General features: G+C 38.1%; 14 protein-coding genes. 8 read left to right on the top strand and 6 right to left on the bottom strand.

Going from position 1 to position 15,021, the window contains the following annotated elements; all coding sequences use genetic code 11:
- Positions 1 to 147 precede the first annotated feature (147 nt).
- Positions 148 to 1,356, top strand: a complete 1,209-nt coding sequence (locus AC0KTX_RS01335) for a CaiB/BaiF CoA transferase family protein (protein WP_474250438.1) — start codon at positions 148 to 150, stop codon at positions 1,354 to 1,356.
- A gap of 179 nt (positions 1,357 to 1,535) precedes the next feature.
- Here the strand turns inward: AC0KTX_RS01335 and AC0KTX_RS01340 are convergent, their stop codons facing one another.
- From AC0KTX_RS01340 to AC0KTX_RS01360, 5 genes are all read right to left on the bottom strand, one after another.
- On the bottom strand, positions 1,536 to 1,766 hold the full coding sequence (locus tag AC0KTX_RS01340) for a hypothetical protein (protein ID WP_474250439.1): 231 nt from the start codon (positions 1,764 to 1,766) through the stop codon (positions 1,536 to 1,538).
- 197 nt (positions 1,767 to 1,963) lie between these two features.
- Positions 1,964 to 3,421, bottom strand: coding sequence for a glycoside hydrolase family 32 protein (locus tag AC0KTX_RS01345; RefSeq protein ID WP_474250440.1), 1,458 nt, complete (start codon positions 3,419 to 3,421; stop codon positions 1,964 to 1,966).
- A complete protein-coding gene (locus AC0KTX_RS01350; protein ID WP_474250441.1) occupies positions 3,366 to 3,674 on the bottom strand; it encodes a hypothetical protein in 309 nt (102 codons plus the stop codon). The genes AC0KTX_RS01345 and AC0KTX_RS01350 overlap by 56 nt, the downstream gene beginning before the upstream one ends.
- Positions 3,675 to 3,755: 81 nt before the next feature.
- Complete coding sequence (locus tag AC0KTX_RS01355) at positions 3,756 to 5,159, bottom strand: sucrose-specific PTS transporter subunit IIBC (protein ID WP_474250442.1); 1,404 nt, start codon at positions 5,157 to 5,159, stop codon at positions 3,756 to 3,758.
- A gap of 131 nt (positions 5,160 to 5,290) precedes the next feature.
- Entirely contained in the window at positions 5,291 to 6,289 is a 999-nt protein-coding gene (locus AC0KTX_RS01360; protein ID WP_474250443.1) for a LacI family DNA-binding transcriptional regulator, read from the bottom strand.
- 607 nt (positions 6,290 to 6,896) lie between these two features.
- Here AC0KTX_RS01360 and AC0KTX_RS01365 point away from each other — a divergent pair.
- The 4 genes from AC0KTX_RS01365 (at position 6,897) to AC0KTX_RS01380 (ending at position 10,581) form a co-directional block, all read left to right on the top strand.
- A complete protein-coding gene (locus AC0KTX_RS01365) occupies positions 6,897 to 7,463 on the top strand; it encodes a tyrosine-type recombinase/integrase (RefSeq protein ID WP_474250444.1) in 567 nt (188 codons plus the stop codon).
- 50 nt (positions 7,464 to 7,513) lie between these two features.
- Positions 7,514 to 8,014, top strand: a complete 501-nt coding sequence (locus AC0KTX_RS01370; protein WP_474250445.1) for a cation:proton antiporter regulatory subunit — start codon at positions 7,514 to 7,516, stop codon at positions 8,012 to 8,014.
- A 9-nt stretch (positions 8,015 to 8,023) separates the two neighbouring features.
- Entirely contained in the window at positions 8,024 to 9,250 is a 1,227-nt protein-coding gene (locus AC0KTX_RS01375; protein ID WP_474250446.1) for a cation:proton antiporter, read from the top strand.
- 407 nt (positions 9,251 to 9,657) lie between these two features.
- Positions 9,658 to 10,581: a ketopantoate reductase family protein gene (locus tag AC0KTX_RS01380; protein WP_474250447.1), complete on the top strand. Its 924-nt coding sequence runs from the start codon at positions 9,658 to 9,660 to the stop codon at positions 10,579 to 10,581.
- A gap of 159 nt (positions 10,582 to 10,740) precedes the next feature.
- Here AC0KTX_RS01380 and AC0KTX_RS01385 read toward each other — a convergent pair whose 3' ends face one another.
- Positions 10,741 to 11,031: a DNA alkylation repair protein gene (locus tag AC0KTX_RS01385; RefSeq protein WP_474250448.1), complete on the bottom strand. Its 291-nt coding sequence runs from the start codon at positions 11,029 to 11,031 to the stop codon at positions 10,741 to 10,743.
- Between the two features lie 657 nt (positions 11,032 to 11,688).
- On the opposite strand from AC0KTX_RS01385, the gene AC0KTX_RS01390 reads away from it, so the two are divergent.
- The 3 genes from AC0KTX_RS01390 (at position 11,689) to AC0KTX_RS01400 (ending at position 14,814) form a co-directional block, all read left to right on the top strand.
- Positions 11,689 to 12,183: a spore coat protein gene (locus AC0KTX_RS01390; protein ID WP_474250449.1), complete on the top strand. Its 495-nt coding sequence runs from the start codon at positions 11,689 to 11,691 to the stop codon at positions 12,181 to 12,183.
- A gap of 228 nt (positions 12,184 to 12,411) precedes the next feature.
- A complete protein-coding gene (gene htpG, locus AC0KTX_RS01395) occupies positions 12,412 to 14,295 on the top strand; it encodes a molecular chaperone HtpG (RefSeq protein WP_474250450.1) in 1,884 nt (627 codons plus the stop codon).
- Positions 14,296 to 14,541: 246 nt separating this feature from the next.
- Positions 14,542 to 14,814, top strand: coding sequence for an HPr family phosphocarrier protein (locus AC0KTX_RS01400; protein WP_474250451.1), 273 nt, complete (start codon positions 14,542 to 14,544; stop codon positions 14,812 to 14,814).
- Positions 14,815 to 15,021 lie beyond the last annotated feature (207 nt).

Genomic DNA, 15,021 nt, shown 5'->3' on the forward strand with positions numbered 1-15,021 from the left:
AACCCCGGTACGCTCAACCCTTTGTGGGAGGGGCGCGCCCCTCCCACAAAGGCAACCACCCAAGATATGCGATTGTCAAGGAGCGTATCGGACTGGAAATTCGATAAAAAAACTTTCTGAAACTTAGTATACGAGGAGTGAAGTGGAATGAGTTTGCTGACAGGAATAAAGATATTGGATACATCCCAAATTATGGCAGGGCCTTATTGTACAATGGTATTAGCTGATTTAGGTGCAGAGGTCATTAAAATAGAAAAATTGAATGGCGGCGATGATTCTAGACAAATGGGGCCTTATGTAAATGGAGAATCTACTTGTTTTTTTCAAATTAATCGAAATAAGAAGAGTTTGGCTCTCAATTTAAAAACAGATGAAGGTAAAAAAATATTTTACGAATTAGCCAAAGATGCTGATGTTATTGTGGAAAATTTCCGTCCAGGTGTAGCGAAGTCATTAGGCATCGATTATGAATCTATTAAACAATTGAACGATGGGATTATTTATTGTTCAATTTCAGGATACGGCCAAACTGGACCATATGCCCATAAAGGAGGTTTTGACTTAGTCGCCCAGGGAATGACCGGTTTGATGAGCATGACAGGTGTCCCTGGAGGCAGGCCTTTAAAATCGGGAATAGCAGTTTATGATATTGGTGCAGGAATTACTGCTGTATATTCCATCTTAGCTGCCTATATTTACAAGCAAAAAACCGGAAGAGGTCAACATGTTGATATATCATTAGCAGAAGCAGGACTACCTTGGTTTACGTGGGAAGCAGCTGCTTATTTTGCTAATGGAACAATACCGGAACCGACAGGGTGGAGACACCGCGTTTCAGCTCCATATCAAGCAATACGAGCAAAAGATTCTTACATGATTATCGGTTGCGCTAATCAGAGAACATGGGAAAAACTCTGTCTAGAAGTTCTCAATAAACCAGAATGGATTGAAGATGAAAGATATAAAACAAATTCTCTTCGCCATGAACATGTTGAAGAGCTTGAAAGAGAGATAGAAGAAATTACTACAACAAGGGATGCCAGCTACTGGATTAATAAATGTGAACTGGCTGGTGTACCAGCGGGACCAATTAATAACTTTGCTGAAGCCGTAAACAATGAACACTATCTCGCAAGGGAAATGATTCAGGAATTAGAGCATCCGGTAATAGGAAAAATGAAAGTAATTGGATCTCCAACAAAGTTTTCAGAAACAAAGGTTAAAATTGAAAAACCAGCGCCTCTTTTAGGTGAACACACTGAAGAGGTATTGAACAAACTTAATTATTCAAAAGAAGAAATTCAAACATTAATAGAAAAAGGTGTTGTTTCACAGTATTCCCATGTTCCATCTTGATTAAAGAATGCGGGTTGCTTTCTTATGATTGTAAACGCATCCCAATGTAGATCTATCTCTTGATTTCATACGAAAGTGTCAACATCTTGAAATGAATGGTTGATAACATTTTAAAAATGCAGGAATTGTGGGATTATGTCAAGAAAATAGGTAAACAGAATGGGGAAAAATTTAAAACCTTACAACCGCCAGTTTGGCGGTCTTTTAAACAGGAGAACGGTTAAGTAAACCCTTCTCCTGTTCAAAAGAAATCCCCATGTCATGGCTGACTCAGAGAAACAGATTGCTTTTTGCCTTGTCAATGCAGTATTCTCGTAGGAGCATGTATTCATTAGACGAAATGAATTCGGGGAGTTGTATTGGATAAACAACAACAGCTGAAAGGCCGTCAAGTTTTTCGGAAAATTCATAGAGTCCTCCTTTTGAGCAAGCAAATCAATCTTTTATGAAACCACTTAATACCTGTGAGTTGCCGTCCAAAACCTGATTTTAAAACACAGGAAGCTATTTTGGATGACAAAAGGAAAGTCAATGAGGGTCAAATTCTTACAAAACAAAAAATAGAGAGCCAACTGATGGCTCTCTAGGTTATCATCCTGCAAATCTGTTATGCGGGACAGGAAGCTTGCAACGAATACAATTGCAAATTCAATGATGCTTCCGCTTCCGATGAAATGTGGAAAGTATCATCTTTTTGATCGGCAAAGAAGCGGGCTGTAAACACTTCCTGTCCGTCATTTATAAATACTTCGATGGACGAGGAATCTAGATACATTTGCAATTTGCGCATATGATTTACAATGCATTGCCTTTTTTCCAACCGGTTATCAGCAAATTTTTTTCTCGCCATGGTAAATATTTCATTAGATGGATCGTAGGATAATTGGATATTGTTTCGAATGGTTATTTCCAACCGTCCGTTTATTAAGGAGTTTACATTTATTATGATTTCAGATTGCGGATGGATCGATGCATAATACTCATGGTTTCCATTATGAAAATCAAGATTTACAATGGATGGCTGGCCGATTCGTAATTTTTGCAGTTCTTGAACAGGGTGTTGATATAAATGGCCACCCACTATTTTCATTTCTCTAGGTATGGTTAAGGAATGGATCCAGCCTTTTTCAATGGTTGGGTGGCATTGTTCATGATCATCCCCCATTCCCATCCAGGCGATCATTATTCTTCTATTCCGGTGGTCGACGAAAGTTTGTGGTGCATAAAAATCAAAGCCTCGATCCAATTCCGTAAATTCGCCATGTTCGTAATGGTTTGTACCGGGAATCCAACGGCCGGCAAAATAACCGGATTGATACAAATTGTGGAAATGCAATCCTTTAGGTTCTAATCCTTGAGGGCAGAACAAAAGGATATCCTTCCCTTGAAGGTGGAAAAAATCAGGACATTCCCACATATAACCGAATTCTTCAGAATATTTTCGATTACTTCCTGTTAAAGGGCCTAACATTTCCCAATGTTGTAGATCCATTGAGGAAAATAAAACCGCTCTTCCATTGAAAGTATTGCTTTGTGCACCAAGAACCATGTACCAACGTCCGTCTTGCTGCCATACTTTCGGGTCTCGGAAATGTGAAGTATATCCTTGTGGCACATGGAGAATCGGTCCTTTTTTTTCAAAATGAACTCCATCTTCGGATACCGCCAAACATTGGTACGATTCTCGTTCCCCGTTTCGATTTTTTACATTTCCTGTATAAAACAGATACATTTTGCCTTCGTGTTCAATGGCAGAGCCTGAGTAACAACCGTTCTTATCATACCACTCGCTTGGGATTAAAGCGGGGGGATGTTCTTCCCAATGCAACAAATCTGTTGAGGAGAAGTGTCCCCAAAACTTTATTCCATGATTTGTTTCGAACGGATTCCATTGATAAAAAACGTGAAACCTCCCATGGAAGTAGATAAGGCCATTTGGATCATTCATCAAGCCAAATGGAGGCGATAAATGATAACCTGGGCGATACGGATCATGATGGTTGTCTGAATCATTTTTGCTTTTTATTTGCCTTATTTTTTCTAGCAAATGCAATTCCATTGTCATTGACATGCTCCTGTTCCAAGTGTAATAAAAATTGATCTGCATCGAAATCGTGAAAATCCATCAATATTTTATGATCTGTAAAGCCGGCAAGTGTTGGCTTGCCGGCAGTAGATGTTGACCGCACTCCGCACCAATGCGAACCGTTTTTCCGAAGCCGGGCGCTTTGTTTTTTCTTCTTCTTCGAAAAAACTCTTCCGGTTGCCGGCGTGTTCTGCCTAAGCTGGAGATTTTGTTTTCTCTTTTGGCAAATCATTGCGATAGCACGATCTGCTGCAAAACAGCGGAAAGATTGCGGTAAACATGAATCCTCCTAAAAAAGTCAGCGTTCTCAAATTTATTTTTTGTTTTCCGCAAGCATCTTGTCTGAAAATCCGAAAAGCCACGTTAAAATAAAGGCAGTTGCGATCGCCGTTAAATTAACGAAAATGTACGGAAGAATTTGTCCGTTTAAATAAAGCAATGTTCCCGGAATCACGGTAATGGCCATCCCCGTAGCTTTTAAGCCGAATATTGAAGCCAAAAATCCTCCAACTCCTCCGCCGATCAGCCCCATGACAAAAGGTTTGACATAGCGAAGATTTATACCGAAAATCGCCGGTTCTGTTATTCCTAAAAAAGCAGATAATGAAGAAGAAAGTGACAAGGCTTTCAATTTCGACGATTTCGTTTTTAGCCCCACTGCCAAAGCTGCGCCGCCTTGAGCTGCAACTGAACAAGTAATGATGGCATTATATGGATTATTTTGATATTGTTCCAATAACTGAATTTCCAGCATATTAAAGATATGATGGACGCCTGTTACAACGATCAACTGATTTATTGCACCAATAATGAATCCGCTAAGGCCAAATGGAAGTGATAAAAGGAAAACGGTTGCATTTAAAATATACTCTTCCGCAACATGAAAAACAGGGCCAATCACAAACAGCGCCAAAGTGATCATGATGAAGAGCGTTAAAAATGGCGTTAAAATTAAGTCCAACACTTCCGGAACTCGTTTGCGGATGTTTTGTTCCAATTTCGCCCCTATAATACCGGCAATAAAAGCAGGGAGTATGGATCCTTGATAACCTACTACCGGAATAAAACCAAAAAATTCAATTGGTTCGATATCTCCGCCAGCAACTCCCCATGCGTTGGGAAGGGAGGGACTCACCAACATTAGGCCCAAAACAAGGCCGATTAACGGCGTGCCGCCAAATACGCGGAATGTTGACCAAGCAACTAATGCCGGCAAGAAAATAAATGCTGTGTCGGTTAGAATTTGTGTAAACAAAATAAAATTTTCCGATATATCATCAGGGGACAACCCAAATAAAGCTAATATTTGTTTTTGCATTACTAAACCGCGCAGCCCCATAAACAAACCAGTGGCAACAAGGGCGGGAATAATCGGCACGAAGACATCCCCAAATGTTCGGACAGCACGTTGAAACGCATTTCCGCTTTTTGCAGCTTCACTGCTTTGTTCAGATTTTGTTTTGCTGCTGACACCTAATTTGACCACTTCATCAAATATGCGATTGACAGTTCCTGTTCCTAAAATAATCTGGTATTGGCCGGAGTTAAAAAAAGCACCTTTGACTTTAGGGATATTTTCCACTTTCGTTTGATCAATTTTCTCTTTGTCTTTAATCATTAATCTTAAACGTGTGGCGCAATGGGCGGCAGAAATCACATTTTCGCTCCCGCCGACTGCAGCAAGGATTTCTTTGGCAATTTGTTTGTTTTCCGACATGCTTTTCACGCTCCCAATTTTTGATGAAACATTCTCGAGAAATAAGGAATCGATTCCACACAAAGTAAATAATAGGTGGAACCGATTCCATAATCAAAAAAATAAATATGGAACCGATTCCATTACCTTGATTATATACTATCTCTTTCAATCAGTCTATATCCCAATGTGATTTTTTGTTGATGATGACCATTTTCTTCAATCTGCCGGAGAAGAATTTCCGCTGCCTTTCTCCCTGCTTCTTCATATTCATAATCAATCGTTGTTAAGCCAGGGGAATAAATTTTCGATAGATCTGAATCACCAATGCTTGCCACGCTAATTTCATCTGGAATTTTCCTGTTTTTTTCTTTCAAATATTGCATGGCGCCGATGGCTAAACGGTGCGTTGCCGCAAACACGCCGTCAGGAAAAACGTCATTATTCATCGCGATTTCTTCCATCGCCTGATATCCGGATTCAAGTTGAAAATCACGAATTGCGATATAGGATGGCTGGATAGGCAAACCGTTTTCTTTTAATGCATCAAAATACCCCCTTTTCCTTAAAACACCAACAGAATAGTCTGATTCATAAACTCCGATGAAAGCAATCTTTTTTCGTCCTCTTTCAATCAATTGATTTGTGATGGTTTTAGCAGCGTTATAGTCATCATGAACAACATAAGAGCAGTGAGGAATTTCTTGGCCGACGGCAACAAAAGGAATATCAATATGTTCGATTTCTTTAACCAAATGTTCATGAATATTTGTAGCTAATAAAATAATTCCATCGACACGTCTGCTTTTTAACAAATTTAAAAATTCGATTTCTTTTTCTCTTTGTAGATTCGTATTTGATAGCAAAATTTGATAGCCCTTTTCTGAAAAAACTTCATCCATCCCCATCACAACGCGGCTGGAGGTTTCTGTACTGATTTTTGGCAAAATAACGCCGATGACTTTTGTTTGCTTTGTTCTCAATGATTTTGCCTGGTGGCTTGGAACGTAGCCGGTTTCTTCAATCACTTTCAAAACCCTTGCTCTGGCTTCATCGCTGACATAACCAGAATTGTTTAACACTCGGGAAACGGTCGTTCGGGAAACATTTGCCAATTTAGCAATTTCTTTGATCGTAACCAATTTTTTCATCCTTTTCTTCCATAAGATTTTCAAGTAAACGACATTTTTTAGTCAAAAAATAAAAACGAGGATATTTTATTTTTCATTATACTATGATTTGTTTGCGGGATGAATGTTGTGTAAGGAAACAAAAAAGTATTTTCGGCTAGGGGGAATTCCTAATAAATCCTTACAGCGTTGAAAAAGGAGTCTCTTATAAGATAGGGTATATGGATGAAAATCATCAACCAAGAAAGGTACGAAAATTTGTGTAAATAGTTGATTAACCAAGCAACTGCAAAATGCTTGATTAAAATAGGAAGTTGTTGTTCAATTTAAAAATGGATAATATCACGATCTCCACAAAGCAAACTGATAAAACCGTGGCAATACGAGAGCGAAGGGAGCCATCAACATGTATGAAATCTGAAACGTAAGATGAATCATTTCTATTTAAAACATGATGATAAATCTAATGAATTTTCCGTCAAGTTTTTTTATATGGAAATAATCCAATCTACCTATAAAAGCATAGGGATATTCCATTAGTTTTTCAGCACTTTTTCCTCATGTGTTTGCATGTTACATAATAATAGTATATAATAATATTAAGTAACATGGATTAAAGGGGCAATGTATGGAATATGTTGAAGCGCTAAGAGACATAAAACAAATCAATTCCATGAAAAGATATTTGAAAAAACATTCAGAACGAGACTATGTTCTCTTTGTTTTTGGCATCAATACCGGTTTAAAGATCACGGAAATATTGGACATAAAAGTAGGAGATGTTTTAGAGGAAGACAGGCGCATAAAGGATTTCTATGTGCTTTTTCATAGAGAATCCGGAACTGCTAAGGAAGTGTATTTGAATCAAAAAGTAAAAAAGGCGATTCTGCATTATATTCAATCCAAAGGTTTAAACCGTGAAGATTATTTATTCCAATCCGCTAAAACGAAAAAGCCAATCTCGCGTCAACAAGCTTACCGCATTATTCATCGTGCCGCAGAAGCGGTTGGTATACATGGGAAAATTGGAACGAATTCAATGCGGAAAACCTTCGGATTTCACGCCTATAAACGAGGCGTCGCCATTACTCTTCTTCAGAAATACTTCCATCATTCATCTCCTTCAGAAACACTGAAATATCTTGGAATTTCCAAAGATGAAAACATTAAAACGGAAATTGATGTAAACCTTTAATATCCAACAGCCTTAATCCATTCAAACCATTTATGAAGGAGGAATTTTTTATGAATATTAGAGAAAGCGAACTCCCGGGAATTGGTTATAAATTTGAAATTATTACGAAGAATCAAGATAAACTTGTGATCGTCATCCATGATGATGGCCGCAGGGAAATTTATCATTTTGATCCAGATGATCACGATGAAGTTCTCAGTACAGCCACATTTGATGATGTGGAAGCAAGACAGATTGCAGGGATTTTAGGCGGGATGGCCTATAAACCGAAAGCATTGGAAACCGTTGACTTTGCTTTCGATGATTTAATTATTGAATGGTATCAAGTAGAACCTGGAGCACCGGTTGTTAATAAAACGATTGGTGAAATTGATATAAGAAACAATTTTGGCGTTACGGTCATTGCCATTAAGAAAAAAAAGACAAAGAAAACACAGAATCCGGGTCCTGATACGGTGATTGAAGCAGGAGATACATTGGTCATTTCGGGAGAACGAAACCAATTAAAAGAGTTAATTCATCAATTATTGTCAAACAAAGGAAAGGAGTGAGGTTTATCGATGGATCATCTAGTCCTTCAAGTTGGTACAGCACTTGTCCTTGTTGCGATTGCAGCTATTACCGCAAATAAGCTTAAGTTTTCCATTATCCCTTTCCTAATTGTACTCGGTATGTTGGTCGGTCCGCATGCCCCAACCATTGGCATTATTGACTTGACTTTTATTGAAAGCAAAGAAATTATCCAATTTTTAGGTCGTATTGGCGTTCTGTTTTTGCTTTTTTACTTAGGCTTGGAATTTTCCGTTGGAAAATTGCTGAAATCAGGCCGCAACATTGTTGTCGGCGGGAGCCTCTATGTAACAATCAATTTTGTTTTAGGCCTTTTATATGGATTTTTAGTCGGGATGCCATGGATGGAGACGCTTATTATTGCCGGACTTGTCAGCGTGTCCTCCAGTGCCATCGTAGCAAAAGTTCTTGTGGATTTAAAGCGAACAGCAAATCCAGAAACAGAGTTAATCCTCGGGATCATCTTATTCGATGACATTTTCCTTGCTTTATTTTTAACGACAATGTCAGGCGTTTTGCTTGCCGGCTCTACTTCTGTCCTCGGTATTATCACCTCTGTTCTGATTTCAGTTGGGTATATGCTGCTGTTTTTTCTCATTGCGCGAAAAGGTGCCCCGTTATTAAATAAATGGCTGAATATTAAATCTGACGAAATTTTCATTATTGTTATATTTGCTACATTGTTTTTTGTTGCCGGTTTTTCAGAAACGCTTCATGTTGCTGAGGCGATCGGCGCTCTGTTGTTGGGTCTTGTTTTTTCAGAAACCGACTACCGGGACCGGATCGAACATATGGTGGTTCCTTTTAGAGACTTCTTTGGTGCCATCTTCTTTTTCAGTTTTGGATTAAGTATCGATCCTTCAACATTGGCAGGTGCGTTTTGGCTGGCTTTAGGAGCTGCTGTACTTACAATCGCAGGGAATTTTGCCGCAGGTATGATTTCTGGAAGAAAAGCAGGTTTATCCCATAAGGCATCAACCAATATCGGTTTAACCATTATAGCTCGTGGGGAATTTTCCATCATTGTGGCCAATTTAGGGATTACAGCGGGATTAAATCCCATACTAACTCCTTTTACTGCCCTGTACGTTCTCATTTTAGCGGTAGCCGGACCGCTTCTGGCGAAAGAAAGCAAAAAAATTTACAAGTTTTTAAACAAGATTTTCAAATGGAACGACACACCGAATAAGAAAAAAATACAAGTTCCAGGTGAATGAACGGAAACTTTAACCCTAATTTTCCTGTGTCATCGGGAAGTAAGGAAATCCCCTAATGCTTTTCTAAAAATTTAAATATTTGAAAACAAATGCTGAATTTGTGAACCCCTGAAAAAAATTATGTTCATTTCTTCACACCTTCAGCAGGGGTGCTTTTTTTTGTTCGTCACTGCCAACATTTTTAAGATGGCAGTTTTTTTCTTAGAGCACATCAGATAGGAGAAATAAGTAACGTTACTTCTAAACCTTTATTATTAAATGGCCAATAATTTCTTATTTCGTAATTCCACTGCTATTGAATGTGATATAGTAATTTTAAGCAACATTTTTTGAAAAATGAAAATATGATCAGCACGGTCGAAAATAAAAAGTAACATTTTTCATTAACTTGATGAGGAGGGATAACATTGAATATTGCAATTGTCGGTGCTGGCGCTTTAGGAGTTTATTTCGGCGGAAGACTGGAAGAAAGCGGTCATAAAGTTACGTTTCTTGTTAGAGAAAAAAGAGCGGAACAAATCAAACAATTTGGTTTAAAGATTCATTCCGTTCGAGGTGATTATTCATTTTCGAATGTCAATTTTACGACTGATGCCGCAAACATCAAACAAGCAGATCTCGTCCTTTTGTCTGTCAAAGGGTATCATTTGCAGGGAGCGCTGCCAACATTAGAAAAGCTTACACGAAAAGGAGCGAAAGTGCTGCCGCTTTTAAATGGTGTTGAGCATTACCAAATTTTGCAGAAAGCGTTAGGTGAGGAGACGATATTGGGCGGGCTCGCTTTTATTATCGCAACGCTGGATGAGAAGGGGCATGTTTATCATACTAGCAAACAGCATAAACTTGTGTTCGGCCCATTGCAAGAGGAGCAAGCATCATATTGTGAAGAATTGTATGAAGCATTTCGTAAAGCAAACTTTGAAGTGGAAAAATCGGATAAAATTGAGACAGCCATTTGGAATAAATATATGTTCATTACAGCATTTTCCGGTTTGACAACCGCTGCCAATTTGCCGATCGGAACGATCCGAAAACACCCTGAAACACTAGAAATCGGCATTAAAATGTTAAGGGAAATGAAAGAATTGGCAAATCTTTATAATGTCCCGTTGACGGAGAAGCATATAGAAAACGGCATATTGTCCATGAAGCAGCTGCCCGAGGATGGAACATCCTCAATGCATCAAGATAAAAAAAAGGGATTGCCTTTGGAACTTGATCATTTGCAAGGGGCGGCGCTGAGGCTTGCATCGCAAAAAAAAGCATCTCTTCCGACGATCGAGACCATTTATCAATTGTTAAAACCTTATGAACGAGGGCTGAACCAATAGCAGGATCATATTAAAAAGAATATTCAAAAACGAATAAAGTGTTGATCTGCTGCTCGCATTCAGTTAATGATCGAAGGATTTTTAGACATCATGATTGTCACAGTTCCTTCTATTCTCTTGGCAAAAAGTAACTGAAATGGCGGTTTTGAAACTGCTTTTTTAAAAATTGTCGGCGGAGTTTAAGGGGTTATTCGTTTTCCTTGTAAAATTGCTTGTTTGTGCCTGTTTAATAAATACGATCTCATTTTCAATGACACCGCATATGCCGCATTGGACTTTATATGAAGGACCTTGATAGGGAAGATGGAACGGTTCCAAATGTTCGATTTCAAATTGTTGCAAAATTTCTCCTGTTTGCGGATTGAGTTTGACCGGTCTTGCAACCTGTTCAATCAAGTTAAAACGGGATCGATTTGTTTTGCAATTTGGACATAAATATGGCGAATTCATAAAGAACCTCCTCCATTTTTTTGGAATTTGACAGTCTGCCTTTACTGCAATTTATTCTTTATTATGCCATTCATGTTCAAAAATCATTTATGTCGGTTGAAACCTTATGAAAAAACAGGAATCCTTTAAAAGGACTTCCTGTTTTGATTATGGTCAATGTGCACTAGTTTTTGCTTGCAGTTCTATTTTTTTTCGTTGTTTTATTAATGATCAATGTATAATAATTTTTCTTGAAAATAAAGATTTCCCCCGCTGCTGCCAAGAATGGCAACTTTTTTTCCATGACGATCGCTCCTAACTATTTTCCATCTTTACAAAAATATCTTAATCCAAAATTTTAATAAAACGGTAAACTTATTCCTTATGACTGCAGTCCCCGCTGCTGAATAAAAAAGTTTCACCTCCAAGTTGTGAAAAACAACTCAAAAGTCAAGTTGAACGGTTCGTACAAATTTTATTTAAATATATTTGTTTGATATGCTGTGACGCCATTTGCTGTCAAGTGGCAAATCAGACTGCTTAATGCAATACTATTGTGACAAAAAAGAATGTAAAGCGATTTGAAGAAATTAGGCGCATGAACGTAACCGGGACAAATTTCCATTATGTTCCTTTGAAATAAAATAAGATGAATGATTCAACGATGGGGGATAAAATATGACTGAACAAGAAAGAAAACCGCTTGCCTGGCATGAAACACTTGAAATTCATGAACTGGTTGCATTCCAATCAAATGGGTTAATAAAATTGAAGAAAGCTGTAAAGAAAATCAGCGATTCTGAGCTCCGTGATATTTACAAAAAAACAATTCATGAAATGGAATTAAATGTAAGTGAATTGATTCAGTTTTATTCGTCTGCTCCAATAAATCAGGGCAGAGAAGGCCTTTCCGGCGATTTAGGTTTTTATTCCGGAGATTTGCTTGGTTTATGCAAAACGCTTGTTCGAAATTACGCCATCGCCATAACGGAAACGGCAACGCCGATGGTAAGGAAAACATTAACAAACCATCTATTAAGAAGCATTAAGTGCCATGAAAGAATTTTCAACTATATGTATAAAAAAGGGTTTTATCCCGCATATGATTTAGTTCAACTACTAAATAACGATCTGAAAAATGCGAAAAAAGCGTTATCAATGGATTGGTATTAGCGAACTATACAATCGGAAGGCCACGCTTGGGAATCTCATTTTGGAAAATCATTGTGGAAAATTGTCAGCGAACATTAAAATAATGACATGTGGTTGACATAACAATTTGAATCTGGTATTTAAAAATTGATGATTAGCACTCTTTTAGATAGAGTGCTAATTTTATGATGCTGGACATGCGTGTATATTAGGAGCTTTGCGAAATAAAATTGGAAAGGAGAGGATTTTATGGAAAAAAGAGAGTTTCAGGCGGAATCGAAAAGATTGCTGGAAATGATGATCAACTCCATTTATACAAAAAAGGAAGTGTTTTTGCGGGAGTTAATTTCGAATGCAAGTGATGCTATTGATAAAATTTATTATAAAGCATTAACCGATGATTCTTTAACTTTCCAGAAAGAACAATACTACATAAAAGTGATCCCGAACAAACAAAAGCGAACGCTGACAATCATTGATACAGGCATTGGCATGACAAAAGAAGAGTTGGAAACAAATCTCGGAACGATTGCCAAAAGCGGTTCGCTCGCTTTTAAAAATGAACATGAAATCAAAGACGGCTTTGATATTATCGGGCAGTTCGGCGTCGGATTTTATGCGGCATTTATGGTTGCCGATGTGGTGACCGTCATAAGCAAGGCTTTGGGAAGCGATCAAGCATACAAATGGGAATCGGAAGGCGCCGATGGTTTCACAATCGAGCCATACGAAAAAGACGAAGTCGGTACAGAGATTATTCTCAAAATAAAAGATAATACCGAAGACGAAAACTATGACGAGTTTTTGGAAGAATATCGCTTAAAAGAAATTATTAAAAAATATTCCGACTTCATCCGCTATCCGATCAAAATGGATGTAACCGTCCGAAAACCGAAAGAAGGAAACGAAACAGAACTTGAGGAGCATGTTGAAGAACAAATCATCAACAGCATGGTGCCGATTTGGCGGAAAAATAAAAATGAACTGACGGATGAAGATTATGAAAACTTTTACAAAGAAAAGCGCTACGGATTTGACAAGCCGCTTAAAACCATTCATATCAGCGTTGACGGCACTGTCAGATATCAAGCTATTTTATATATCCCGGAAAAAATGCCGTTTGATTATTATACAGCGGAATTCGAGAAAGGACTTGAGTTATATTCCAACGGCGTTTTGATCATGAATAAATGCGCGGATTTGCTTCCGGATTATTTCAGTTTTGTCAAAGGAATGGTGGATTCGGAAGATTTATCATTAAATATTTCAAGAGAAATGCTCCAGCAAGATAAACAATTGAAGGTGATTGCCAAAAACATTCGAAACAAAATTAAGAGAGAACTTGAAAGTTTATTAAAAAATGAACGGGAGAAGTATGAAAAATTTTATGAAGCGTTTGGAAGACAATTAAAGTATGGGATTTACATCGATTTCGGAGCAAATAAAGAAGTATTGCAGGATTTAATTATGTTCTACTCTTCCAAAGAGAAAAAACTGGTCACGTTGGATGAGTATGTTTCCAGAATGCCGGAAGAGCAAAAATATATTTATTATGCAACAGGCGATTCTTATGAGCGTATAGACAAACTGCCGCAAACAGAACTGGTGGCGGAAAAAGGATATGAAATTTTATATTTCACAGATGATATCGATGAATTCGCCATTAAAATGCTGATGACGTATAAAGGGAAAGAATTTAAATCGGTATCAAGCGGCGATTTGGGAATTGATGAGGAGATAAATAAACAGCAAGCGGAAAAAGAAGAGAAAGAAAACAAAGAATTGTTCGATTACATGAAAACCATTTTGGCGGACAAAGTGAAAGATGTGAGGGCTTCCAAACGGCTAAAAACCCACCCAGTTTGTTTATCAACAGAAGGGGAAATCACCATTGAAATGGAAAAGGTTTTAAATTCGATGCCGAACAACCAAAACATCAAAGCTGACAAAGTGCTGGAAATTAATCCGAACCATGAAGTATTCCAATCTTTAAAAGCTGCTTACGAAAAAGATCAAGAAAAACTGAAGCTATTTACCAATATTTTATACAATCAGGCATTGTTGATCGAAGGCCTGCCAATCAACGACCCGGTTGAATTTACAAACGACATCTGTAAAATAATGGTTCTGTAAAAAGATCGGAGGCTGTCGCCAAAACTCTGTGCATGATGAAGGCTCTCAGGATTGCATGCGGATAATACGTCTGCTTCAGATGTTGGCTCTTTCCTTGAAAAAGGGGAGAGTCTTTTTTTATGGCAAGTGTGGACGATCGTACGGAGAATTTTGACGCCGACTGCAAAAGAATGAATCATTTTTTTTCAAATCCAATCATACATAATTTTGTGCAGCAAAATGATGATTGTTTAGGAGGTCTTCAACATGATACAAGAAACTTTTGAAATGAACAGTAAAGATGGGTTGCATGCACCTTATGTTTCTCAATTGGTTCAAGTAGCGTCCCGTTTCAATTCCGATATTTTTCTTACCCACAATGGCCGGACGGTGAATCTGAAATCGATGATTGGCGTTTTGTCCCTTGGCATACCGAAACAGGCTATCATTACGTTGGAAGCTTCAGGCCAAGATGAGAAAGAAGCGATTAATCAAGTATTAGAAACGTTAAAAACGATGTTTAACAAGGAAGCGAAATAAGCAATAGCAGCAAAATTTTTATTCTTTTGGAGAAACTGAATTAAGTCCTGAATTTTGTGAAAAAAGGAAGCGGTTTGATTTGCCGGGAGTCTAAGCTCGCTGAGCTGGGAGTGTGATTTTACACAATAATCATGACTTGGCCAGAAACTGGTATAAATATATGTTTGCGCGATGTTGACCTTCGAGTTGGCGAAATCCGCTCGGAGG

The sequence above is a fragment of the Aeribacillus sp. JST-2 genome (genome assembly GCF_056032925.1).

Excerpts from the sequence above, each read along its gene's own strand:
- AC0KTX_RS01335 (WP_474250438.1), top strand. The coding sequence starts at position 148 with ATGAGTTTGCTGACAGGAATAAAGATATTGGATACATCCCAAATTATG.
- AC0KTX_RS01340 (WP_474250439.1), bottom strand. The coding sequence starts at position 1,766 with ATGAATTTTCCGAAAAACTTGACGGCCTTTCAGCTGTTGTTGTTTATC.
- AC0KTX_RS01345 (WP_474250440.1), bottom strand. The coding sequence starts at position 3,421 with ATGACAATGGAATTGCATTTGCTAGAAAAAATAAGGCAAATAAAAAGC.
- AC0KTX_RS01350 (WP_474250441.1), bottom strand. The coding sequence starts at position 3,674 with ATGATTTGCCAAAAGAGAAAACAAAATCTCCAGCTTAGGCAGAACACG.
- AC0KTX_RS01355 (WP_474250442.1), bottom strand. The coding sequence starts at position 5,159 with ATGTCGGAAAACAAACAAATTGCCAAAGAAATCCTTGCTGCAGTCGGC.
- AC0KTX_RS01360 (WP_474250443.1), bottom strand. The coding sequence starts at position 6,289 with ATGAAAAAATTGGTTACGATCAAAGAAATTGCTAAATTGGCAAATGTT.
- AC0KTX_RS01365 (WP_474250444.1), top strand. The coding sequence starts at position 6,897 with ATGGAATATGTTGAAGCGCTAAGAGACATAAAACAAATCAATTCCATG.
- AC0KTX_RS01370 (WP_474250445.1), top strand. The coding sequence starts at position 7,514 with ATGAATATTAGAGAAAGCGAACTCCCGGGAATTGGTTATAAATTTGAA.
- AC0KTX_RS01375 (WP_474250446.1), top strand. The coding sequence starts at position 8,024 with ATGGATCATCTAGTCCTTCAAGTTGGTACAGCACTTGTCCTTGTTGCG.
- AC0KTX_RS01385 (WP_474250448.1), bottom strand. The coding sequence starts at position 11,031 with ATGAATTCGCCATATTTATGTCCAAATTGCAAAACAAATCGATCCCGT.
- AC0KTX_RS01390 (WP_474250449.1), top strand. The coding sequence starts at position 11,689 with ATGACTGAACAAGAAAGAAAACCGCTTGCCTGGCATGAAACACTTGAA.
- htpG (WP_474250450.1), top strand. The coding sequence starts at position 12,412 with ATGGAAAAAAGAGAGTTTCAGGCGGAATCGAAAAGATTGCTGGAAATG.
- AC0KTX_RS01400 (WP_474250451.1), top strand. The coding sequence starts at position 14,542 with ATGATACAAGAAACTTTTGAAATGAACAGTAAAGATGGGTTGCATGCA.